Here is a 21,324-nt window from a genome sequence, read left to right as displayed (position 1 = left end):
CCGCCCCGCGCAGGGTACCGCCACCGCAGCCGCGGTCGCCTCAGCCACGCACCGCGATATTCCACGCATCCGTGGGAATCGCGGAGATATACGTATTCAGCTGCGGGAAATGTTCACGCAGGCGCTCCTCCATCTCACCGAGCACCGGCCATTCACTGGCCCAGTGGGTGGCGCAGATGAGCGCGCAGCCACCGTCCCAGATATGGTCGGTGGCCGGGTGGTGGCGTAAATCCGCGGTGAGATAGGCATCCGCGCCCGCGGCTTTCGCGGCCGCTAAGAGTGAATCTCCCGAACCGGAGCAGATAGCCAGGCGCCGCACTTCCCGCTCGGGATCACCCGCCCCGAGCACCCCGGCCGGGGTATGCGGTAATACCTGAGCTACCTTCTCCACCAGTTTCCCGAAGGGCACGGGCGCAATGCTCCCCACCCCGCCGATTCCGGATTCGGGATCCAGCGGCCTCTCGATCTCCACGCCCAGAAGCCGCGCGAGCGCAACGGTGGAGGCCACCACGTCCGCATTGGTATGGGCACTGAAAAGCGCGACTCGCCCGCGCACCAACTGCGTTATCCACCGCCCCTTGGCGAAAGTTCCCGCCACGGTGGAAGTTCCGCGCAAAAAGAGCGGGTGGTGGGTGATGAGGAGGTCAGCACCGCGTTCGCAGGCTTCTTGCACGGTTGCTTCACACGGGTCGACGGCGAAAGCGACGCTGCGCACCTCATCGCTGGGCAGGCCTGCCACCAGGCCGACCCGATCCCAGCTTTCCGCGCACGCGGGTGGGAATAATTCGTCCATAACCGCGGTGATATCCGCCACTGTATATGTCATGAATCCACCCTACCCGGGGCGCCTACGGAACTGAAAATGCGCGTTCATTCTCAAGTACGGCGCCTAATTCCGCCAGGAAAACACTAGATAGACATGATATCTGTCACATTGATAGGCTGAGGGGCATGACCGCATCCGATATTCCCACCGTTATTCCCACCGTTCCCCTTGCCGATGGCGGGCAGATTCCCCTCGTCGGGATCGGCTCTCTGCTAGCCAAGGGAAACGAACTTGCCACCATCCTGGGCCACATCATCGCCGATGGCTACCGCCTCGTCGATACCGCCCAGCAGTACGCCAATGAAACAGCCGTGGGGGAAGCGGTGAAACGCTCCGGGGTGGCGCGCTCGGAGGTGTTTATCACTTCGAAAGTGGCCGGCGCGGAACAGGGCAAACGCTATACCCGGCGCAGCATCGAAGATTCCTTGCGCCGCCTCGATACTGATTACCTCGATGCCCTCCTCATCCACTGGCCCAATCCTTCCCGCGGCCTGTACGTGGAAACCTGGGAAGAAATGCTCGCCGCCCAGGCCGAGGGCGTGGTGCGCCACGTGGGAGTCTCTAATTTCTTGCCGGAACATCTCACGCGCCTGCATGAGGCCACCGGGGTGTGGCCGGTACTCAACCAGATCCAGCTCTCGGTTGCCCTCCCGCGCACCGATCTGCGCGCCTTCCATGAGCGCCACGGCATTGTCACCCAAGCGTGGCGCCCGCTGGGCGGCCCGGAGAAGCTGCTGGATCAGATTGTGGTGGGGCGCCTGGCTGCCAAGCACGGGGTAAGTGCGGGCCAGATTGTGCTGCGCTGGTGTGTCCAGCAGGGCATTGTGGTGATTCCGTCGTCGTCCCGCCGCGAGCGCTGGCGGGCGAATGCTGATCTCTTCAGCTTCACCCTGGATGAATCAGATATGCGGGATTTAGCCGCATTGGATACCGGTGACCTGCACGTTTGGGATGCGCGTACGCATGAAGAGTGGTAGCACCACCGGCGCGCGATGAAGCGCATAGCGGTATAAGCGCATAGGCGGTATAAAGAGTGGGCCCGACCGGATTCGAACCGATGACACCCTGGGTGTAAACCAGGTGCTCTGACCAACTGAGCTACGGGCCCGCGCGCTGCGCACTCGGATGATCCTACCCGATGCGCGGCCCGCGCGCACCTTCTCACCGAAAATACCTACCGCCCACATCCTTGGGCGAGGTGAGGAGCCTAGTAGCGCAGGCCCTTATTGGTCAGGCGCACGCCCGTCCAGGATTCACCGAGGGCCACGGATGTGGTTGGTTGCATCCCCGCGGTATCGGCAGCCTCTTCAATATCGTTATGCGGTACCGCATTCGACACCCGCCCGGTGGGCACGAAGAGCCAGCAGATAGCATTTTCGTCGTCGAAATTAGCCTTGATATCCAGGAGCAAATCGGCGAGGTCATCGACGTTGCCATCGTCTGCACGCCACCAGGCGATGGCGCCGTCCACGATATCGCGCGAATCTTCGTCCAGCAGCTCGCTTCCGATAGTTTCTTCGATCTGCGCGCGGACCTGGGTGGCTACGTCGTCGTCGTAGCCAAATTCTTGGATGATGTTCCCTTTCTGGAAACCAAACGAACTCATGGCTTAAGCTCATCTGATCGCCGCCGTTTTTTCAAGTTAATCTCAGCCGCGTGCCTCGTGATTTTGGTGATCATTCCGGTACGACGACGCGCGCCGCCCGGTATCCGGGCGCCGCGAAACCCACCCGCCGCGCGCCCCGTCCACCGCTCAGCTTAATTCCCCTCATGCCTGTGCGATGGCTCTCAACAACGCGGTACTATAAGAGTGCATGTGTAAGAGGCACCACAGCCGCTCTGGGACTAAAGCCGCGAACGGGTAGCCTTGACACGTCCCTAAGAAACATGACCACTCAAGCAATGGAGGAGATTCCGTGGCTTCACAAGATTCTGATGCTCGCATGGTATCCGGCCAGCTCAGCCAGATCCCGGATGTTGATCCGGAAGAAACCCGCGAATGGCTAGCGTCCGTGGATGATCTGATTGAAACAAATGGTGCGGATCGGGCGCGGTTTATCCTCGCCAGCGTGGACGAACACGCGCGCACCAAGGGAGTTTCGGTCTCCCCTGATCTCGTCACGCCCTATATCAATACGATTCCGGCTGAAGAAGAACCTCCCTACCCGGGCACCGCGGAAGAAGAGGAACTCGAACATCAGTTCCGCAGCTGGACCCGGTGGAACGCGGCCGTGATGGTAACGCGCGCCCAGCGCCCCGGCGTGGGGGTTGGGGGGCATATTTCTTCCTACGCCGCCCAAGCCACCCTCTATGAAGTGGGCTTCAACCACTTCTTCCGCGGTCCGGATGCTCCCGGCGGCGGGGATCAAATCTTCTTCCAGGGCCACTCCTCCCCCGGTAATTACGCCCGCGCCTATCTGGAAGGGCGCCTGACGGAAGCTGACCTGGATTCTTTCCGCCAGGAAGCCTCCCGCATTTCCGGCGGGCGCGGTCTCCCTTCCTACCCGCATCCCCACCAGATGCCGGACTTCTGGCAGTTCCCCACCGTGTCCCTGGGTATCGGTGCCACGAATTCCATCTACCAGGCATGGTTCAATCGCTACCTGAGCGAACGCGGCATTAAGGACACCTCTGATTCGCACGTCTGGGCCTTCCTGGGCGATGGCGAAATGGACGAACCCGAATCGCGCGGGATGCTCCAGCTGGCCGCCTCCCAGAAGCTCGATAATCTCACCTGGGTGGTCAATTGCAACCTCCAGCGCCTGGACGGGCCGGTGCGCGGCAACGGCAATATCGTTCAGGAACTCGAGTCTTTCTTTAAGGGCGCGGGCTGGAATGTCATTAAGGTGCTGTGGGGCTCGGGCTGGGATAAGCTCCTCGCCCAGGATAAGGACCACGCCCTCGTGGATCTCATGACGTCCACCCCGGATGGGGACTACCAGGGCTTCAAGGCAAACGATGGTTCTTATGTGCGCAATAACTTCTTCGGGCGTGACCCGCGCACAAAGGCCATGGTGGAAGATTGGTCCGATGATGAGATTTGGGCGTTGCGCCGCGGCGGCCATGATCATCACAAGATTTACGCCGCCTACCGGGCTGCCCTCGCCCATAAGGGCCAGCCCACCGTGATTCTGGCGCAAACGGTCAAGGGTTATGACCTCGGCTCCAATTTCGCCGGGCGCAATGCCACCCACCAGATGAAGAAGCTCAACAGCAACGATCTCAAGCTGCTGCGCGATACCCTGCGCATCCCCATTGATGATTCCCAGCTGGAAGATCCCTATAACGCGCCCTACTACAAGCCTGCTGAAGATCACCCGGCGATGAAGCATATGCGTGAACGGCGCGAAGCTCTGGGTGGCTACCTGCCCCAGCGCCGCACCCACCAGGGTGGGATCGCCCTGCCGGCCGATAAGCCTTTCCAGTCCATGAAGAAGGGCTCGGGCAAGCAGAAGGTGGCCACCACTATGGCCCTGGTGCGCCTGCTCAAGGACATTATGCGCGATAAGGAATTCGGCTTCCGCATGGTACCTATCGTCCCGGACGAAGCGCGTACCTTCGGCATGGATTCCATGTTCCCCTCGGCCAAGATCTTCAATACCCAGGGCCAGCAGTACACCGCGGTGGATCACGATATGCTGCTCTCCTACAAGGAATCCACCCAGGGCCAGCTGCTCCACACCGGTATTACCGAAGCCGGTTCCCTCTCCGCTTTCGTGGCGGCCGGAACCTCGTATGCCACCCATAACACCCCGATGGTGCCTTTCTACATCTTCTACTCGATGTTTGGATTCCAGCGCACCGGGGATCAGTTCTGGGCGGCCTACGATCAGCTGGCACGCGGTTTCATTATTGGTGGCACCGCCGGGCGCACCACCCTCACGGGTGAAGGCTCTCAGCATATGGACGGGCACTCCCCCGTGCTCGCCTCCACCAACCCGGGCATGGTTATTTACGATGCGGCCTACGCTTACGAACTCGGCCATATTTTCAAGGATGGCCTCACGCGTATGTACGGGGATGGCTCGGACGGGCGTGAGCAGAACGTCATGTACTACCTCACGGTCTACAACGAACCCATCCACCAGCCGGCCGAACCGGAGAATGTGGATGTGGATGGCATTATCCGCGGTATCTACAAGCTCGATGAAGCCGATGGCCTGGGCGGCCCGCGCGTCAACCTGCTTTCCTCGGGCGTGGGGGTGCGCTGGGCTCGCGAAGCCAAACGTATGCTGCGCGATGACTGGGGCGTGGATGCCACCGTCTACTCCGTGACTTCCTGGTATGAGCTGCGCAAGGATGGCTTGGCCACCAATGAATACAACTACCTCCACCCGGAGGAAGAACCGCGCAAGGCCTATGTGACCGCGAAGCTGGAAGGCGAAGAAGGCCCCTTCATCGCCACCTCCGATTTCGAGCACCAGGTTCAAGATTCCATCCGCGAATGGATCCCGGGTGATTATGAGACGCTCGGCGCCAACGGGATTGGTATTTCCGATACCCGCCCGGCCGCCCGGCGTTACTTCAAGATCGATGATGCCACGATGGTGGTGCGGGCCCTGTACGCGCTGGCCAAGGCCGGCAAGATCGACCGCTCGGTTGTCCGCCAGGCAATCGAGAAGTACGATCTGCATAACCCGGCCGCAGCCGAACCGGTGCCCGATAACGATCCGGAGTAAACCGGAGTAAAGCTACCCGGGCGGGCCTGCATCGCTGGCATAGCCAGTATCCCCGGCGCGCCAAGCTACGGCGCTCGGGCGCTGCACTGGCAGCGGTGCAGGCCCGGCGTCGTCGTAACTAATTGAATAGTGTTTGAGCATCTGTGCTCTCACACGTAGCATAGTGTGGCGGTCCCTTCTCACGCGGCGAGCTATTTTCGCACAGTGAGCTTTCGGGCCGCCACACCTATATGGAGGCGAGTGATTGACCGTTTATCGACTGGCGTGGAGGCATCTACGCGACCGCAAATTCCAGCTCTTCGCGATTGCTGTGTTACAGATCGCGCAGGTGCTCCTCGGGCTCACCCTCCCCGCGCTGGGCGCGAACGTTATCGATTACGGCATCCTGGAAGGCAATAGCTCCTATATCTGGTCGCGCGGGCTACTCATGCTCCTCTTTACCCTCGCGCAGGTGCTCTGCGCTATCGGGGCGATCTATTACGGGGCGCTGGTGTCCACCCATCTGGGCCGGGAGCTGCGCCGCGAAACTTTCGCGCACGTGCAGCGCTTCTCCCCCGCGGACCAGCAGCGCTTTGGGGCCTCCACCCTCGTGACTCGTACCACGAACGACGTCAATCAAATCCAAATGGTCACCCTCATGTCCCTCACTATTATGGTGACGGCCCCGATTATGGGAGTGGGCGGGGTGCTCATGGCCATCGGGCAGGATGTGGTACTTTCTCTCACCCTTCTTGTGATTATTCCGGTGCTCACCGCAATTATTCTGGTGTGTACCGCGATGCTCGCCAAACGCTACGAAACCCTGCAGCGGCGTGTGGATGCGATTAACGATGCGCTGCGCTCGCAGCTGTCCGGGGCGCGGGTGATTCGGGCTTTCCGTCGCGAAGATGCGATGGCGGGGGAATTCGAGGGCCACAATCGTAATTTCCGTTCGATTATGCTCCAGATCGGCACGATTTGGTCCGCGCTGCTGCCGGCTATGAGCGCGGTCATCGGGCTGGCCTCCGCGCTTATCGTCTGGATTGGCGGGCATCGAATTGTCGGAGGTTCCATGCCGGTGGGGGCGCTGGCGGCTTTTATTACCTACCTCATGATGATTCTGGGCGCGGTCATGATGCTCGGCATGATTATTATGGTGGTTCCGCGCGGTAATGTGTCCGCCGAGCGTGTGATCGAGGTCAATAGCACCGTCCCCTCCATTGCGGACGCGCCGAATGCGCGGGAGATGCCGCCCGGGCCGCTCACTTTCAGCTTGCGCGATATTTCCCTCACCTACGCGGATGCGGACGAACCGGCCTTGCGCGGCATTTCTATAACGTTCAGACCTGGAACGACGACGGCGATTATCGGCGCCTCGGGCTCAGGCAAATCATCGCTGGTCAAAATACTGCCCCGCCTCGTGGATGTGAGCACGGGGCGCTACACCGTGGAAGCTAGCACCGGGGCCGGCGACGTAGATGTGCGTGATATTCGACTCGCTGATTTCCGCCGCCGGGTAGCCATTGTGCCCCAGCGTGCTTTCCTGTTCAGCGGAACCGTGGCCAGCAATGTTGCTGGATCCACCCGCGATATTGATCAGGAGCGGGTGATCAATGCACTGCGCTGCGCCCAGGCCTGGGATTTTGTGCAAGCCGGGGGCGGGCTGGAGATGCCGGTAGAAACCGGGGGAACCAATCTTTCCGGCGGGCAGCGCCAGCGCCTGACCATCGCGCGGGCTCTTTACCGTGCCCTCCCCGATAACTCCGGGCGGGCCGGAGCGGACCTGGTGGTTTTTGATGATTCTTTCTCCGCCCTCGACTACGCCACCGATGCGCGGGTACGGGCGAATCTCAAGGAGCGGGTCCGAGATGCGGCGGTGGTCATTATCGCCCAACGTATTTCGACCACCCGCAGCGCCGATTGCGTCGTCGTTCTGGATTGCGGCGAGGTGGTGGGTTGCGGAACGCACACCGAACTTATGGAAACAAATGAGATGTACCGCTCCATTGTGCGCTCCCAGGAGCGCGAGCCGGAAGGCGACGCGGTACGCGATACAGAAGCGGACAGCGCGGAAACGAACGGCACCGCGGCCGCAACGAATGAGGAGGCGCGAGCATGAGAGGTGCCGGAAATATTGACGAAGCTCGTGATATCCGCGGGGCGCTCCTCACCCTTATTCGCCACTACCTGCGCCATTATGTGGGGCGGATCCTGGCGGTGCTGCTGCTCTCGCTTATCGCGACCGCGGCGGTGGTGGCCGCGCCCTTCCTCCTCGGGCAGGGCACCAACGTGGTGGTCGACGGGATTCGCGCGGGCGGGGTGGATTTCCCGGAGCTGGCGCGGGTGCTGAGCCTGGCGGCCGGATGTTATATTCTCTCGGCGCTGCTGCGTTTCTGGTTCGGCTATATCATTCGCCTCATTATTCAGGATCTCGGCTATGAGATGCGGCGGGATTGCCAGCAGAAAATTGATCGGATGCCGCTGTCCGTGCTGGATAAACAGCAGCGCGGGGACGTGCTCTCGCGGGTCACGAACGACGTCGATAACGTGACCCAGTCCCTGCTGCAAACCCTGTCCGAAGTGCTCTCCGCGATATACCAGATCATCGGGATCGTGGCGGTCATGGTCTATTTGTCCTGGTCGGTAGCCCTTGCCTCGCTTGTGGTGATCCCGGTGGGGATTATCGGCATTCTGCTTCTCCTGCGTCGCTCCCGCCCGTATTTCCGCGACCAGTGGCGGCTCACAGGTGAGGTATCCGCCGTGGTGGAGGAGAGCTTCACCGGGCTGGATGTGGTGGCTGCCTACGGGCTGGAAGATGAATTCCAGCGCCAGTTTGATGCCGCGAATGGAGAGCTTTACGATGCTTCCTTCCGTGCTCAGGCGATTGCGCAAATGTCCCAGCCGCTCATGATGCTGGTACAGAACGGTTCCTTCGCTATCGTCACGCTCCTGGGGAGTATCCAGGCGATGACCGGCACGATGACCATTGGTGGACTCCAGGCGATGATGCAATACACCCGCCAGCTTTCCCACCCGCTCCAGTCCCTAGCATCTACCGCGAATCTCATCCAATCCGCGGCGGCCTCCGCGGAGCGGATTTTCGATTACCTCGCCCAGGAAGAAATGGAGCCGGATGCGAGTTCGAGCTATCGCGAGGTGGTGGCTCCCGAAGCGCGGCGTGGCACTATCGAGTTTTCGCATGTGCGTTTTGCTTACGAACCGGATACCCCGGTGATCCGTGACCTCTCGCTGCGGGTGGAGCCGGGGCATTCGGTGGCGATTGTGGGGCCCACCGGCGCCGGGAAAACCACGCTCGTCAATTTGCTTATGCGTTTTTACGAGGTAGATGGCGGGGCGATTACCGTGGACGGTGCGCCCATCGATTCTTTTACCAAGGAATCTCTGCGGGAACATTTCGGGATGGTCCTGCAAGACACCTGGCTGTTTGACGGCACTGTCTGGGAAAATATTGCTTTCGGAAAGGAAAAGGCGACGCGCGACGACGCCATTGCCGCCGCGGCCGCCCTGGGTATCGATGATCTTCTCGAGACTCTCCCCCACGGTTTCGATACCCATATTGGCGATGAGGGCGAGAATGTATCCGCCGGGGAGAAGCAGCTCATCACCATTGCGCGAGCGTACCTAGCCAATCCCGATGTGCTGATTCTGGATGAGGCCACCAGTTCGGTGGATACCCGCACCGAGGCGCTTATCCAGGATGCCATGGAGCGGCTGCGCGAAGGGCGTACCTCTTTCATTATTGCCCACCGCCTCTCCACCGTCCGCAATGCCACCACGATCCTGGTCATGGAAGCCGGAGACGTGGTGGAAAGTGGTAGCCATGAGGAATTGCTGGCAGCCGGCGGCGCCTATGCCCGCCTCTACGAAAGCCAGTGGGCCTAGGCCGTGCGGCGCGTAAGGTAGCCGGACATGAGCCGTGCTACCGCACTGGCACCCAGGCTGAGAACCCACAGGGCAGCTATGAGAATCAGAACGCTCGGGTGCCCGGCATTTTTAATAATGAGGAAGACCAAGAGAATAGCTCCCAGCGCAGCAGCGCCCACCGGGATCGCCTGCATCGTGGGGCGCAGCCATGCGGGAGCGGGGCGCCGGGGTTGTTCCAGCAACGTGAACCATTGGTAGACCCCCAGGAGATAAACCTGGCCGAGCGCAACCCAGAGCATGCCAAAGCACGTACAGGTCCAGATAGCAAGGCTAAATTCCGGGGCCCCTTGCGCCATATCCATGGAGTTAATATAGAGAAGCGGATAGCCAAGGAAAGCACCCAGGATCGCCGCTCCCGCCGCAATCTTTCCAGACATGTAGGCATTCATCATAAGATCCTTCCGTTGAGTTATATAATCAACCGCCGCGGTGACGACCTTATTTTTGAGTCTAACGATGCCTCGGGTGGATGGATACGGCCACGGGCCACACCAATAGCATCTTAATCAAATTGTATCCCGGGGTAATGCTACTGTAAGCCTTGTTAATATAACCGTGGCCGGTGTTAATGGGATTGTGACTGTTCCACCTCGGCAAAATCCCGCAGAATTTCACCGAGCTCAGCCGCGGTTCCCACGTGCCGCCAAGCTAGCTCCCATTCGCTACGCGGGGCGGTCCCCCACTCCACAAGCACCGTGGGCAGGCCATGCTGGCCTGCGCCTTCGACGTCGTGAATACGATCCCCCACCATAAGAGCCCGTGAGGTATCGACGCCCTGCGCCCGCAATTCGCGCAGCGCCGCCCCCACCACTTCAGCTTTCCCGTACCCGGGGATATCTTCAGGATCCCCGGCAATGTAGCGGAAGTGCTGTGCTACGCCCTGGTGTTCCAGAATCGCGCGGGCATTCTTTTCGTTTTTCGACGTCGCAATAGCAAGCGGCACCCAGGCTGCGTCCAGCTCCTCCACCAATTCACGCATCCCCGGGAAAATCGGGGTGTCGAGCATGCGCTGTTCGTAGCGCACCCGGTAGCGGCGCACCATCTCCACCGGGTCGGCCGCGCCGAGCTTCGTGAAGGTATCGATAAGCGGCGGGCCAATGAACTGCACGAAGAATTCTTCGGGGTGATCCTCCCCCATTTCTTCACGCAGAGTGGCCCGGAAAGTTTTTTTGACGATAGCGGCGGAATCGTGGAAAGTTCCGTCCAGATCAATAAGGATAGGGTTCACAGGTCAAGTCCGGCGGTATCGCCTGCTCCTTGTCTCGCGATTTCGTTAGTTACTAGGTCAAGTACGGTGGTGGGGCCGCGCCCCACGGGTCCGTTCACCACCACATCCAGGGCATGGCCCAGTTCATCTTCCACAATCCAGCCTTCTTCAAGGGGTTCTTCCGCGCCGGGAAGAATAAGGGTGGAGGAGAGCAAGGGTTCGCCCATCTCCGTAACCACAGCCTGGGTGATGCGGTGATCCGGGATACGCACGCCCACCGTGTGTTTCTTCGGGTTGAGGGTCATGCGCGGCACTTCTTTAGTGCCCTTGAGAATGAACGTGTAGGGCCCGGGCGTGAGGCTTTTGATGAGCCGAAAATCTGGATTATCTACGATCACAAGCTGCCCGAGCTGCGCGAAATCATGGCAGAGCAGGGTGAAATGGTGTTTATCACCCACCTGCCGGATGGTGCGAATCCGTTCCAGGCCCTCTTTATTGCCCATCTGGCACACAATGGCGTAACCGGAATCAGTGGGCAGGGCCACCACCTCACCGCGCCGGAGCCGATCCACCACTTTGGTGACGAGCCGCGGTTGCGGATCCTCAGGATGAATATCAATGAAGGTAGCCATGGCCACTAGTCTAGTCGAGGGCGCGACACGAGGAAGCCGCGCAGCTTTACTCCGCCGCACTCCGCTTTACTCTGACTTACTCTGACTCCGTTGCACGCGTCGCCCTACTCCGCCGCCCTACTCCGCCGCGCGCGCCGCCTCGCGCAGCTCCGCGAGCTGCGCCGCACTGGTATAAGGCTCCATTTCCCGCAGGTACGCGCGGGCTTCGCTGGCGCGTCCGGCTGCCAGCGCGGTACGTACCAGCGCTTCCCCAGCCTCGAAACTATGGGTGGCCGGATCCCAGTGCGCCAGACCTAAGCTGAGGGCCTGATCCGGGTGGCCGGCCTCGCGCAGAATAGCCATGGCGCGGGCGAGGATGTGCCCGTCCGCATTGCGGTCCGTGGCGGTGGTGAGGAGCCGCAGCGCTCGCTCCGGATCGGAGCTCACCGCGAGGCGAGCCATATGCAGCTGCGGGTACCAGGAAGCCGGGGAGCTGGAGAGCTCTTCCGCGAGAGCGTAGATCGCCAGATCCGCGGAAAGAAGGCTTCCGGTCACCTCCGCGGTAAGCGGATCCACGGGCGGGAGTTCGTTTTCGGCGTCGCGTGCCAGGGTGACAAGCTGGGTGAAAGCCTCGACGTCGTTGGGATCTTCAGCAAGCCGATCACGCAGCGCCTGCGCGGTGGCGGTATCGGCTTCCGGGGCCCGAGTATGCTGGAAGAGTTGCTGCATCAAATCGAGGAATGCCATGATGCGAGCGTACCGAAAATAGGGAGGTCGTGCGATGGAGGTAGCGCAACTCATGTCGCTGGGCGCGGATATCCTGGAGCGGGAAGGCTACCCGGATGCCACCGAGAGTTTCGAGCTGAGCCGCGTGGATAGCGTGACACGCTGGGCTGTTGCAGTGGCGCTGGAGGATGCCAGCGGCGTGGTGGTACCCGATAGCGAGATTTGCGCGGCGAATACTCTCGGGGATCTGGTGCGGCTCAGCTGCCCGGGCGCGGAATTCAGCATCACCCCGTCCGCTTCTAGGAACGACGGCGCCGCTGCCACCCGCCCCATGCCTACTACCACAGCGGCGGATGCCGCGGGGCTTAGCCCGGAGAAGCCGGAGAGGCCCGCTGAAGATGCTCCGCTTTCCGCGGCGGATTTGCGGGCTGCCCTCGGGCTTTAGCCCCCCCCGGGCTTTACCCCACCCGGTGCAGCCAACGCACCGGGGCGCCCGCGCCGGCGTAGCGGAAGGGTTCGAGTTCATCATCCCAGGCTTGGCCGAGGGCAATATCGAGAAGCCGGCGCATTTCTGCGGCGTCGTTCCCGGCGTTTTCCAGCGCGGCCCGCACCCGGTTTTCGGGGATCACCACATTGCCGGTCAGATCTGTTTGGGCGTAGAAAATACCGAGGCCGGGGGTGGCGGACCAGCGGCCTCCTTCGGATACCGGGCTAGCATCCTCGGTGATTTCAAAACGTAAGTGTTCCCAGCCGTTGAGCGCGGAAGCGAGCATGGCACCGGTTCCCACTTCTCCCGTCCACGAGGCTTCTGCCCGGTTCATATGCGGGGCGGCAGGTTGTTTGGTCCACTCAAAATGCGGTTCGTATCCGAGCACACTTGTAACCGCCCATTCAACGTGGGGTTGAACGGCCGGCATGACAGAGTGAATGAATATGACGCCGCGAGTGGCGTATTTATGTGCCATAGCATTCCTCCTGCGCTTGGGTGGCTTTCCCCGTGCTACCCACGCGGAGGGGCTACTAGAGCGATTGTAGCGCAGAAGAGACGCGCAGCTGGCGAATATCGCGCATCGCTTGTTTGCGTACGTCCCGTTCCAGGCGGTCGAGGTAGAGGTGGCCGTCCAGGTGATCACATTCGTGCTGGATGCAGCGCCCGAGGAGGCCCTCCCCTTCCACAATTTTCTTCTTACCGTCCAGGTCAATACCTTCAGCGCGGGCATACCAGGCCCGCTTAGTCGGATAGTACAGATCCGGGACGGATAGGCAGCCTTCGTCACCGTCCTGGTATTCATCTTCGGAGAGCGCCACGATCACGGGGTTGAGAATGTAATCGATCTCGCCGTCGATGTGCCAGGAGAAGGCGCGCAGGGAGACCCCGATTTGGTTGGCTGCCAGGCCCGCCCGGGCGTCGTCGTTCACGTTCTCGAGCAGGTCTTCTACCAGGCGCACAATGCCCGGGGTGATGTCCCGAATCGGATCGCAGGGGGTGCGCAGGACCGGGTCTCCCACCACGCGAATCTCCCGGTATGCCATAGCGAACTCCTTTGGTAAGATTCTTCACATTTACTCACCCCGCGGCGCGGGTGGCCGCGGGTGCCGGACAGAGCAGAACGGCGGTAAGCCTACGCTCACCGCCGTTCGTTCGCTCCCGCAGCTGGACTCGAACCAGCAACCGTTCGATTACCGGCGAATTTTGCGAGCGGTGCCCAGTATAGCCGATGAAACAGCTAATAATGATGCAGATGTGAAAGCCGTGGTTATTGATATTGCAAAATATCAGCATGGAAAAATTGCTAGAGAGCTTCGAGGAGCAGCTTAAAGCCGCGCGGCGCTCCCCTAATACGATTCGGCTCAGGCTTTACTACCTCCGGCGCATCGCGGCGCGGGCAGAGTTACTGGCGGTTACCCATGATGAGCTAGTGGCGTGGCTTGCTAATCCCGGGTGGAGTAAGGCGACGGCGCGCAGCGCGCGCACGGCCCTAGTCCTTTTCTTCAAGTGGTGTTATGAGAGCGGGCGGCGCGCAGATAACCCGGCGCACGGTCTGCCGGAGATTGGAGAGACGCCGCCTTGCCCGCATCCTACGCCGGAGGACGCGTATGCGGTTGCACTTAAGGCATCGCTGCCGCGGGTGCGGCTTATGCTCCGGCTAGCCGGCGAGCTAGGCATGAGACGGGCCGAAGTGGCGCAAGTGCACATTCAGGATTTAAGTCAGGATGCCTACAGCGCGTTATTGTGCGTGCATGGTAAAGGTGGTAAAGACCGCATCATCCCGCTAAGCGCCGGGCTAGCGCGCGAGATTCGAATAGCTTGCATGAAAGGCGGCGGCTACGCTTTCCCATCAGAGCGCGGCGTACACTTGAGCGCAGATTACGTAGGCAAGCTGGTAGCGCGGGCGCTCCCTCCGGGGTGGTCTATGCATTCCCTGCGCCATCGATTCGCTACGCGATGCTGGAGCGAAACACACGATTTATTGAGCGTTTCACAGCTTTTGGGTCATGCGAGCACAAAGACGACACAGCGTTATGTGGCGAATGATTACCGCCGCTTGCGCGAGGTGGCGCGCGCGGCCGCGTGACCCATCACACACCATAATTCCATTGTGGAATACCGGGCTGGAATATAGAATATAAGCACAAGGCAAGGGAAAGGCCCGGCCATAATGGAGATAAGCTCCAGATAGGAATACTAAAATGTACGGTATTTTCGATGCACAGCCCGTCAAAGATCACCGCGATGAGCTCATCGCCGATATTGAAGAAAAATTCGACGAGACGCTAGACAAAGACGACATCTATCGTTTCATGATCACCATTGGCAAGCATCTTAACCTGCAAGCCGGGCATATCGGCGATTCGATTTCTTTCGGCTTCCTAGGCTCCCGCCGCGAATACGGCTCATACATTATTCGCGGCGACGGCGCAGAATACCAGCTGATCACGCAATCCTACCAGAATCTAGTAAACCAAGGGCGCGAGGGTATGACGGCCGAGGAACTGGCGGCCGAACCGCATCGCCGTGTGCTGCGCGAACCGCGCAATACCCTCCACGAGCTCGAGCTCATCCTCGATTGGCTGGATGAATTTGATCTCGATGAAGCCATCGAGAGCCTAGGGGATGATATTACCGCCGCGGTAGACGCGGCTGAGACCGAGCGCGCCGCGATCATGGCGGCCGCCGAGTTCCCTATCTACGCGTGGGAAGCCCGCCGGATTTATGCGGGAATCCCCCTCGATGAGCGCGTCAAAGATCGCGAGGTCAAGGCGGCATTTCTCGAGCGCTGGCATGAGCGCACCGGGCGCTAATGCAAGGCCCAGTATTCGCGGCTTATAGAACCCTCCTCGGGCTCCAACGCGCAGAGCTTGCAGAGCTACTGCGCGTTGGAGAGAGGAGCATCCGGGCATGGGAGAGCGAACGCTCCCCCATACCGGATGAGATCGCCAATAAAGTAGAGAAAATGATAGCCGCGCAAGGCGATCTAGCCGGAAAGATGGCTAGCCATAATGGCACCGTGATTATGCCGCGCACCGGCGGGCATGGCTATCCCCGCGGGTTTTACATGGCGGCCCTCGGGCGCGCGCTCGAGCATAACCCGCAGATCAGCACCGCATGGGAATCATAAGCCACCTTTGCCGCGCGGGATGCTTTTCAGCTCCTTTCTAATAGCCGCGATATCACGATCATTCGCGCGCAAATGATCGAGCATAAGCTTATGCGTATCACTGCTCGAGGAGATCAGCAGATCTAGCTTTTCACTCACTACGGCGACCTCCTGCCGGGTAGCGGTCACGCCATCTTTCATGCTCCCCCCGTGATTCGGTGAAAGCTCCGCGGCCGCGGTAGCAAGATCGGATTTCATCGATCTAAAACTGCGCATCAGCGGCGGCAGGGCGGCGAGGATAGCGGCGATACCGGCGCCGCCGCCGAGGATTGCAATAAATTCGCTCATGCGCGGGTGCTTCCCTCCTCGAGGGAGTGGCGGCCACCGGGCACCGGGCGCGGGCCGGGTGTAATGTCATATAGGCCGGCGGCGGCAAGGCCTAGCAGGATGCCGGAGCTAATCGCCTGCCATGCCCCGCTATCAGCAAGCAGATAGGCGGCAAGATTGAGAATAACGGCGAGGGCGACGGCTGCGGCCGCGCTCCACTTCCCCGCTAATCCGATGCTTTTTAGCAGATTGACGAGGGCGAGGATAGCAGGGACGCTAGCTAGCGTGAGGGCGGTTTCCATTAGGCGCACTCCTTTTCATTTTCTTCGAGCTTCGCGATCTTCGCGCCTAGCGCCGCGATCTCTTCCTTAACTTTTGCGAAATTCTCATCGAGCCAGGCTACCGTTGCGCCGGGGGTGGTTTCCCCGCGCTGGTTTCCCTTGCGCGTGAGCTTCATATTCATCACTGCATCGCGGGTGTTCCCGGGAATGTTATTCAGATTCTCATCGAGCCAGGCCACCGTAGCGCGTAGCGTCGTGTGCCCGCTTGAGTGAGGGCCGCGCCGCTCGATAGGCATATCCATAATCGCGTTAGCAATTTCTTGAGCAGTAGGCATATCTTCATCTCCTTGTTCTTCGCCCGCAAAGATAGCGGGAATTTGATAAATTTTCGGGCTACCCGGGCAGATTTTCCCGTAAGCGCCGCTCCAGCGCTCCCCGGTCTGGTCAGCGCTCCAGGTGGCCATATCTTCGGGATTGAAAGCGCCAAAATTGCCCTCGCATCCGAGTCGGTGCCAGGCCAGGCCGGCGGTAGATGCTACCGATGCGATGCGATTCGGCACGCTCGGATGATTATCACGCACCCATGCCCACAGCCGGCGGGCGGTGGCTAGCTGCGCCGCGTTCAAGGGCTGTTCGCGGGCACCGTCCCAGGTTTCCACCGAGATAGTTCCGTAATTTCCCTCGAGATCAGCGCGCGCTGCCTGCGCGGTGTCCGCGGTTTGATAGAGCACACCGTCCGCATCAATATAGAAGTGTGCATAGGTGCCGTTAGGTGCGGGGGCGCCGTGGTAGAGCGGGCCATGAGCCGGGCCAGGCCACGCCGTATGCAAGGTCATGCGAACAGGGGTGTGTTCGCGGCCAGCTTCGTAGTAGATCGCGTGATGAGCGAAAGGGCAGAGCGCCATCATTTTCCTTTCTCTTATAGCCAGATTGCGAGCCATTTCACCCAGGGGGCGTAAAAGCTCCCATTGGTGGTGTTGCGTAGGCAGAATTTGAAGCCACTAGCCGAATAATCCGCGGCCGCGCCGCTAACTCCCGGGTCTGTCATCGGTGAGATGATCACGATATCCGGGGCGCGGTCATGCGAGCGGGTGAAAGTTTGGGGATACCACCCTACTTTCTGCCCGGAGCTAATTGTGGCGTTTGCGTATTGATAGCTGCCTACTTCCATTTCCGGCATAGTGGCGAAAGCGTCATTTAGGCGCTGCGCGGTGAGTAATTCGCCATCTTTAAAAGGCGTGATCATGCGCTCCTCCATTCTTTCAGGGTTAGGGCGGTGTGCCAGCGTTTCGGGGTAATTTCGTGTCGTATCCCCGTGATATGAGTGACCGCGCGGGTGCCGCGGTAGTTCGCCGTCAAGGCGTCGAGGATTTCGAGGGCGAGCAGGCGTGAAAGCGCGGCGTTATCGCGGTGATTCATATCATCATTCCATGGGGTAGCTTCTACTGCTGTGAGGGCTTGCTCTGGCTGATATGAGCGCATCAGGCCGCGCAGATGCTCGGAAAGCTCCGGGATGGACGCGGCGCAGGTTTCGATCTGCGCCGTATTCGTGCCATAAGCTCCGGCAAGCGTTGCCGAATCGGTGCGCAGCGTGGTAGTGGTGCCTTGAAAGCGGCCATCTTCCCCGCGCTCCGCGGCGTTATTCGTGGCGGTGATGCCGGTGAAAATGGTCGAGGTGTCGATCTGCGCGGCCGCGCTGGTAGGGGTGATTGCCGGCAGGCCGGTTTCCGGCTTCGTGAATACGATCTCACCGCGCAGGGTGGCGGGCGGCGCATCGATGACGCGCAGCACGCCGCGCGCATCCACATACCAGGTGACGCCACATGTGGCGGCGAAAATGTCGAGCCATGTGGTATAAGGGGATTCCTTGACCATATCGCCGAGGCGCGGGCGGGTGGCGGTGCCGGTGATCTGGTAGCCGGCGGGCAGGTGGAGCTGCTCGAGGAGCTGGCGGAATCCCGCCTGCCACGTCACCGGGCGGGCGCGGGTCTCCTGCCATTTAGTTTTAGCCCCGGTAATGGCCACGGCATCATGTGCGGTAATGGTGAGGGTGTAGCCGCCGCGCGGCTCGGGGGTGGAGATGGTTTTCTCGAGCCGGCCGGTGAAGATCGCGGCGCGGGTTGCGCGATCGATCAGCCGGAGCGGGGTGCCTTTGATCAGCCCGCTAGCCCGAGGGTCAAGGCTGTTTATAATCCGGGCTTCGAGCGTGCCTAGCATGGCCTGCCCGCTCACGCCCGTATAGGTGACGCCGCGGGTGGTGGTGATTGAGGTGGCGGCGCCTTGGATTTCATACCAGGCGCTGCGCTCCGGCGCCGCCGATAGTGTCCCGTAGCCTACCCGGCTAATGCCGAGGATGAACCACGGCTTGACCCGCTCCGGGTCGGGCAGGGTGAAGCTACCGAGGATGGCCTTGCCTAGAATCGCGCTTACGTAATCCCGGCGCGGTAGGTAGGCCATGAGGGCGGCGCGGCCCGGGCCGGGCGTGTCCGAATCGGTGATAATGGTGATTTTGAAGCGGGAATAAGCGCGCCATCCCTCGAAACGCACGACCACCGGCAAGAGCGGGTCAAGCGTGAAAGTTTGCGCGCGGGGGCTGGTGAAAGGATGCACGGCACCCTGTACCCCTACGCGCGCGCCGGCGGGCGGCACGATATACGGGTCGATCTTGATCTGCCACGTGTCGCCGGCCGGTAGCGGGTCGAGGTGGATTTCCGCGCTAGGCTCTTGCAGCATCAGCTGTCCATCCATGCTCAGGTAGGCGCCGCGCACGATCTCATGATCTAGCAAAGCACTCACGGGTTACCTCCTTCCGGCTGTGGTTTCGTATTCTTTGATCGCGGCGACGACGCGCTGCCCTATCTCCGCGCTAGGCGCAAGCGCAGAAACGTTGATGATATAGGTCACGCCGGTAGGGACGGGGCCGGCACCGGCCGGCTCGAGGGATAAGCTCATGCCGGCTTTTGCTTCCACCATGCCGGGCAGGTCACCCGTAAAGCCTTGCAGAGAGCGCCGAACTGAGCCATATGAGGATTCAAGGCCGCGCAGGAACCCGCGCATGATCAGCCGGCCATTTTCCGTGAGGAGCTTCGCATCGCGCGGGGCGGGGCCTTTCCAGTCCGGAATCCAATCGGTAAGGCCGCTAAAGAATCCCTTAACGCCCTCCCACATGCTTTGCAAGCCATCTAGCAGGCCTTGCAGGATAGCCCGGCCCGCATCCCACAAGAGCGAACCGAGATCGCCGAGGGCGCCGAGGATTTTATCCGGCAACCCTTTCACCCAATCCACGAGCGCGTTAAATTTCTCCACGGCACCATCTTTAAGCGCGGTGAGCTTTTCGACAACCCATTCTTTGGCGGTTTGGAATGCGTTGGAGAGCCATTCGGCGGCTTGATCTGCTGCTTCCCCCGGCGCCGTCTTAATCCACTCGATCACATCTGAGATGGTTTCCTTAATCCCGTCCCATATCTCTTGAACTTTCGTCCACAGATCGGAGAAGAATGTCTTGACGGTTTCAACGGCGTTGCTAATCCACTCCGGCACGGTCACCGTGAACCATTGCACCACCGAATCTATAGCGCTCTTAATGTTCTCCCAGATGACGGCTACCGCATTGCGGAATCCCTCGCAGCGCTGCCAGAGCAAGATAATCCCGGCCACTAGTGCAATGATCGCAAGAGTAATCCAGGTGAGCGGGTTAGCGCTCATGGCGGCATTCCAGAGCCACTGAGCGGCAGTGGCAAGAGCTACGGCCACTTTCCAAGCATTCAGCGCCGCAGTTGCTACTTTGAATGCGATGGCTCCGGCCATGATAGGCGCGGCCACCGCCGCCAAAGCAATCAGATACGGCTTCGCTTTCTTCAAGCCCGGCAAGAGATTCCCATTGAGCCAGGTCACTAGCTGATTGATATACGGCAGGAGCTTTTCGCCTAGCTCCGCGCTCAGATTCTCAAAATTCGCTTTCGCTACCTCAGTCTGGTGCGCCACGGTATCGGTTTCGCGGCCGAATTTGCCGGTCATATCCGCGGTTTGGTCCATGATCAGCGAGAGCGTGGCGGCTTGCTGCGCTTGAGCGTCAAAGCTGCCGCCTAGCTTCTGGAATCCCATCGCCGCGGCGCGCGCATCGATATCCACCTGACGCAAGCTCACGCCGTATCTTTCGATAGGGTCACGCTCCCCCTTGAGAGCTGAGGAGAGCGCATTCACGGCGTCAGCGGTAGAGCCACCAAAGCCCGCGGCAAGATCAGCACCCAGCCGGATAAGATTATCAGTCTTGCCGGCCAGTTCATCCACGGATGTGCCACCATTTTTTAACTGTGTGGCGATGATAGCGGCCAGCTCATTATAAGAATTCGCGCTCAATCCTACGGCGGTGGCGGCTTCATCAGCGAGCTTATGCACCGTGGCGGCGTGATCTTTGAAAATATCATCAATGGTGCCGGTGGATTGCTCGAGATCACTAGCTGCTTTGATTCCATAGGCGGCCCATGCTCCTCCGAGCGCGCCGATCTTCTTCGCCATCGAGGAAAGGGAATTACCGAGCGTGTCGATTTCTTTGCGGATGCCGGAGAAACTACCGGTGGTTTTACCGAATTTCTCCAGCTCTTTACGCGCCTGCCCGGTATTAGCAAGCACGCTAATATTAACGACATTTCCGGCCATTTCCTGCCCTCCTCTTCTTGCTTAGCGGCGGCGCGCGCGATTCACGCGGGCGCGCTGCTCCCTTACGATTGCGGCCCGCTCATGGATGGTTAAGGCCCAGTAATCGCGCGGGGGTATGTGTGCTTCTAATGCGAATTGCGCCATTTCGCGCAGGCGTTTGTCTGCGCGGGCGCGCATCATTCCCCCGCTTCGCCCTCCTCGGTGTAGCCGATGGCTTCGAGGAGATCAGCGACGGCCGCGGGGGTGCGGGTTTCTGCTTTGGCTTTGGCTCCGGCTTGCTGGATTGCTTGAGCTTGCGGCATGGATAGGCCGCGGGCTTCCTCGAGGGAAAGCTCTTTACCCAGGCGATGCGCGGCGATGATGGTAATAGCGGCCACATAATCCGCTTTGCCGGACTCCTCCGATTCTTCGCCGATAGGCCGGCCGAGGGCGCGCTCCATCAGATCGAATTCAGCGATAGTAATATTATCCATGATGATAGCCAT

The 21,324-nt window shown here is 60.4% G+C and carries 24 protein-coding genes, 1 tRNA gene and 1 pseudogene; 9 read left to right on the top strand and 17 right to left on the bottom strand.

Annotated elements, in window-relative coordinates:
* Positions 1-40: 40 nt before the first annotated feature.
* Positions 41-826: a Nif3-like dinuclear metal center hexameric protein gene (locus PWJ82_RS03700; RefSeq protein ID WP_274735398.1), complete on the bottom strand. Its 786-nt coding sequence runs from the start codon at positions 824-826 to the stop codon at positions 41-43.
* A 125-nt stretch (positions 827-951) separates the two neighbouring features.
* On the opposite strand from PWJ82_RS03700, the gene PWJ82_RS03695 reads away from it, so the two are divergent.
* Complete coding sequence (locus tag PWJ82_RS03695; RefSeq protein WP_274735397.1) at positions 952-1,803, top strand: aldo/keto reductase; 852 nt, start codon at positions 952-954, stop codon at positions 1,801-1,803.
* A gap of 57 nt (positions 1,804-1,860) precedes the next feature.
* Here the strand turns inward: PWJ82_RS03695 and PWJ82_RS03690 are convergent.
* Both PWJ82_RS03690 and PWJ82_RS03685 read right to left on the bottom strand, forming a co-directional pair.
* Positions 1,861-1,934: transfer RNA gene (locus tag PWJ82_RS03690), tRNA-Val, on the bottom strand.
* Between the two features lie 99 nt (positions 1,935-2,033).
* Positions 2,034-2,432: a DUF3052 domain-containing protein gene (locus PWJ82_RS03685; protein WP_126134573.1), complete on the bottom strand. Its 399-nt coding sequence runs from the start codon at positions 2,430-2,432 to the stop codon at positions 2,034-2,036.
* Positions 2,433-2,769: 337 nt separating this feature from the next.
* Between PWJ82_RS03685 and aceE the strand changes: the two genes are divergently transcribed.
* Positions 2,770-5,505 (top strand): pyruvate dehydrogenase (acetyl-transferring), homodimeric type, encoded by a 2,736-nt coding sequence (aceE, locus tag PWJ82_RS03680; RefSeq protein WP_274735409.1) that lies wholly within the window; start codon positions 2,770-2,772, stop codon positions 5,503-5,505.
* Positions 5,506-5,517: 12 nt separating this feature from the next.
* Here the strand turns inward: aceE and PWJ82_RS03675 are convergent, their stop codons facing one another.
* Positions 5,518-5,658 (bottom strand): hypothetical protein, encoded by a 141-nt coding sequence (locus PWJ82_RS03675; protein ID WP_274734445.1) that lies wholly within the window; start codon positions 5,656-5,658, stop codon positions 5,518-5,520.
* Between the two features lie 91 nt (positions 5,659-5,749).
* Between PWJ82_RS03675 and PWJ82_RS03670 the strand changes: the two genes are divergently transcribed.
* A complete protein-coding gene (locus tag PWJ82_RS03670; protein WP_274735396.1) occupies positions 5,750-7,603 on the top strand; it encodes an ABC transporter ATP-binding protein in 1,854 nt (617 codons plus the stop codon).
* Positions 7,600-9,387, top strand: coding sequence for an ABC transporter ATP-binding protein (locus PWJ82_RS03665; RefSeq protein ID WP_274735395.1), 1,788 nt, complete (start codon positions 7,600-7,602; stop codon positions 9,385-9,387). Before PWJ82_RS03670 ends, PWJ82_RS03665 begins: the two co-directional genes overlap by 4 nt.
* On the opposite strand, the gene PWJ82_RS03660 is transcribed toward PWJ82_RS03665, so the two are convergent.
* The 4 genes from PWJ82_RS03660 to PWJ82_RS03645 form a co-directional block, all read right to left on the bottom strand.
* Entirely contained in the window at positions 9,384-9,821 is a 438-nt protein-coding gene (locus PWJ82_RS03660) for a hypothetical protein (RefSeq protein WP_274735393.1), read from the bottom strand. The two genes, PWJ82_RS03665 and PWJ82_RS03660, sit on opposite strands and share 4 nt — an antisense overlap.
* Before the next feature lie 173 nt (positions 9,822-9,994).
* Complete coding sequence (locus tag PWJ82_RS03655; protein WP_274735392.1) at positions 9,995-10,657, bottom strand: HAD hydrolase-like protein; 663 nt, start codon at positions 10,655-10,657, stop codon at positions 9,995-9,997.
* Entirely contained in the window at positions 10,654-11,268 is a 615-nt protein-coding gene (locus tag PWJ82_RS03650; RefSeq protein WP_274734450.1) for an L-threonylcarbamoyladenylate synthase, read from the bottom strand. Before PWJ82_RS03650 ends, PWJ82_RS03655 begins: the two co-directional genes overlap by 4 nt.
* A 117-nt stretch (positions 11,269-11,385) precedes the next feature.
* On the bottom strand, positions 11,386-11,994 hold the full coding sequence (locus tag PWJ82_RS03645) for a hypothetical protein (RefSeq protein ID WP_274735391.1): 609 nt from the start codon (positions 11,992-11,994) through the stop codon (positions 11,386-11,388).
* A gap of 34 nt (positions 11,995-12,028) precedes the next feature.
* Between PWJ82_RS03645 and PWJ82_RS03640 the strand changes: the two genes are divergently transcribed.
* A complete protein-coding gene (locus tag PWJ82_RS03640; RefSeq protein WP_274735389.1) occupies positions 12,029-12,418 on the top strand; it encodes a phosphopantetheine-binding protein in 390 nt (129 codons plus the stop codon).
* A 13-nt stretch (positions 12,419-12,431) separates the two neighbouring features.
* Here PWJ82_RS03640 and PWJ82_RS03635 read toward each other — a convergent pair whose 3' ends face one another.
* Both PWJ82_RS03635 and def read right to left on the bottom strand, forming a co-directional pair.
* On the bottom strand, positions 12,432-12,938 hold the full coding sequence (locus PWJ82_RS03635; protein WP_026428785.1) for a DUF3145 domain-containing protein: 507 nt from the start codon (positions 12,936-12,938) through the stop codon (positions 12,432-12,434).
* 55 nt (positions 12,939-12,993) lie between these two features.
* On the bottom strand, positions 12,994-13,506 hold the full coding sequence (gene def, locus PWJ82_RS03630; protein WP_126134581.1) for a peptide deformylase: 513 nt from the start codon (positions 13,504-13,506) through the stop codon (positions 12,994-12,996).
* A 248-nt stretch (positions 13,507-13,754) separates the two neighbouring features.
* Between def and PWJ82_RS03625 the strand changes: the two genes are divergently transcribed.
* The 4 genes and pseudogenes from PWJ82_RS03625 (at position 13,755) to PWJ82_RS03615 (ending at position 15,593) form a co-directional block, all read left to right on the top strand.
* Positions 13,755-14,549, top strand: a complete 795-nt coding sequence (locus tag PWJ82_RS03625; RefSeq protein ID WP_274735388.1) for a tyrosine-type recombinase/integrase — start codon at positions 13,755-13,757, stop codon at positions 14,547-14,549.
* 115 nt (positions 14,550-14,664) lie between these two features.
* Entirely contained in the window at positions 14,665-15,276 is a 612-nt protein-coding gene (locus PWJ82_RS03620; RefSeq protein ID WP_274735386.1) for a hypothetical protein, read from the top strand.
* Positions 15,276-15,416 (top strand): annotated as a pseudogene (locus tag PWJ82_RS09580) (helix-turn-helix domain-containing protein); the annotation flags it as partial. The gene PWJ82_RS03620 and the pseudogene PWJ82_RS09580, both read left to right, overlap by 1 nt.
* Positions 15,417-15,461: 45 nt before the next feature.
* A complete protein-coding gene (locus PWJ82_RS03615; RefSeq protein WP_274735384.1) occupies positions 15,462-15,593 on the top strand; it encodes a hypothetical protein in 132 nt (43 codons plus the stop codon).
* On the opposite strand, the gene PWJ82_RS03610 is transcribed toward PWJ82_RS03615, so the two are convergent.
* The 7 genes from PWJ82_RS03610 to PWJ82_RS03580 all read right to left on the bottom strand — a co-directional run bounded on the left by PWJ82_RS03610 (position 15,588) and on the right by PWJ82_RS03580 (position 21,324).
* Complete coding sequence (locus PWJ82_RS03610; RefSeq protein ID WP_274735383.1) at positions 15,588-15,920, bottom strand: hypothetical protein; 333 nt, start codon at positions 15,918-15,920, stop codon at positions 15,588-15,590. The genes PWJ82_RS03615 and PWJ82_RS03610 overlap by 6 nt on opposite strands.
* The gene (locus PWJ82_RS03605) at positions 15,917-16,201 is read right to left on the bottom strand and encodes a hypothetical protein (protein WP_274735382.1); all 285 of its coding nucleotides are present in this window, start codon (positions 16,199-16,201) and stop codon (positions 15,917-15,919) included. Before PWJ82_RS03605 ends, PWJ82_RS03610 begins: the two co-directional genes overlap by 4 nt.
* Positions 16,201-17,088: an N-acetylmuramoyl-L-alanine amidase gene (locus tag PWJ82_RS03600; protein ID WP_274735380.1), complete on the bottom strand. Its 888-nt coding sequence runs from the start codon at positions 17,086-17,088 to the stop codon at positions 16,201-16,203. The genes PWJ82_RS03605 and PWJ82_RS03600 overlap by 1 nt, the downstream gene beginning before the upstream one ends.
* 11 nt (positions 17,089-17,099) lie before the next feature.
* Complete coding sequence (locus tag PWJ82_RS03595) at positions 17,100-17,426, bottom strand: hypothetical protein (RefSeq protein WP_274735379.1); 327 nt, start codon at positions 17,424-17,426, stop codon at positions 17,100-17,102.
* Entirely contained in the window at positions 17,423-18,976 is a 1,554-nt protein-coding gene (locus tag PWJ82_RS03590) for a hypothetical protein (RefSeq protein ID WP_274735378.1), read from the bottom strand. Before PWJ82_RS03590 ends, PWJ82_RS03595 begins: the two co-directional genes overlap by 4 nt.
* A gap of 3 nt (positions 18,977-18,979) precedes the next feature.
* Positions 18,980-20,839 (bottom strand): hypothetical protein, encoded by a 1,860-nt coding sequence (locus PWJ82_RS03585; RefSeq protein ID WP_274735377.1) that lies wholly within the window; start codon positions 20,837-20,839, stop codon positions 18,980-18,982.
* A 176-nt stretch (positions 20,840-21,015) separates the two neighbouring features.
* Positions 21,016-21,324, bottom strand: coding sequence for a hypothetical protein (locus PWJ82_RS03580; protein WP_274735376.1), 309 nt, complete (start codon positions 21,322-21,324; stop codon positions 21,016-21,018).

Source organism: Actinotignum schaalii, assembly GCF_028864145.1.
GTDB lineage: Bacteria > Actinomycetota > Actinomycetes > Actinomycetales > Actinomycetaceae > Actinotignum > Actinotignum schaalii_B.
This window is presented reverse-complemented; position numbering and strand designations above follow the sequence as displayed.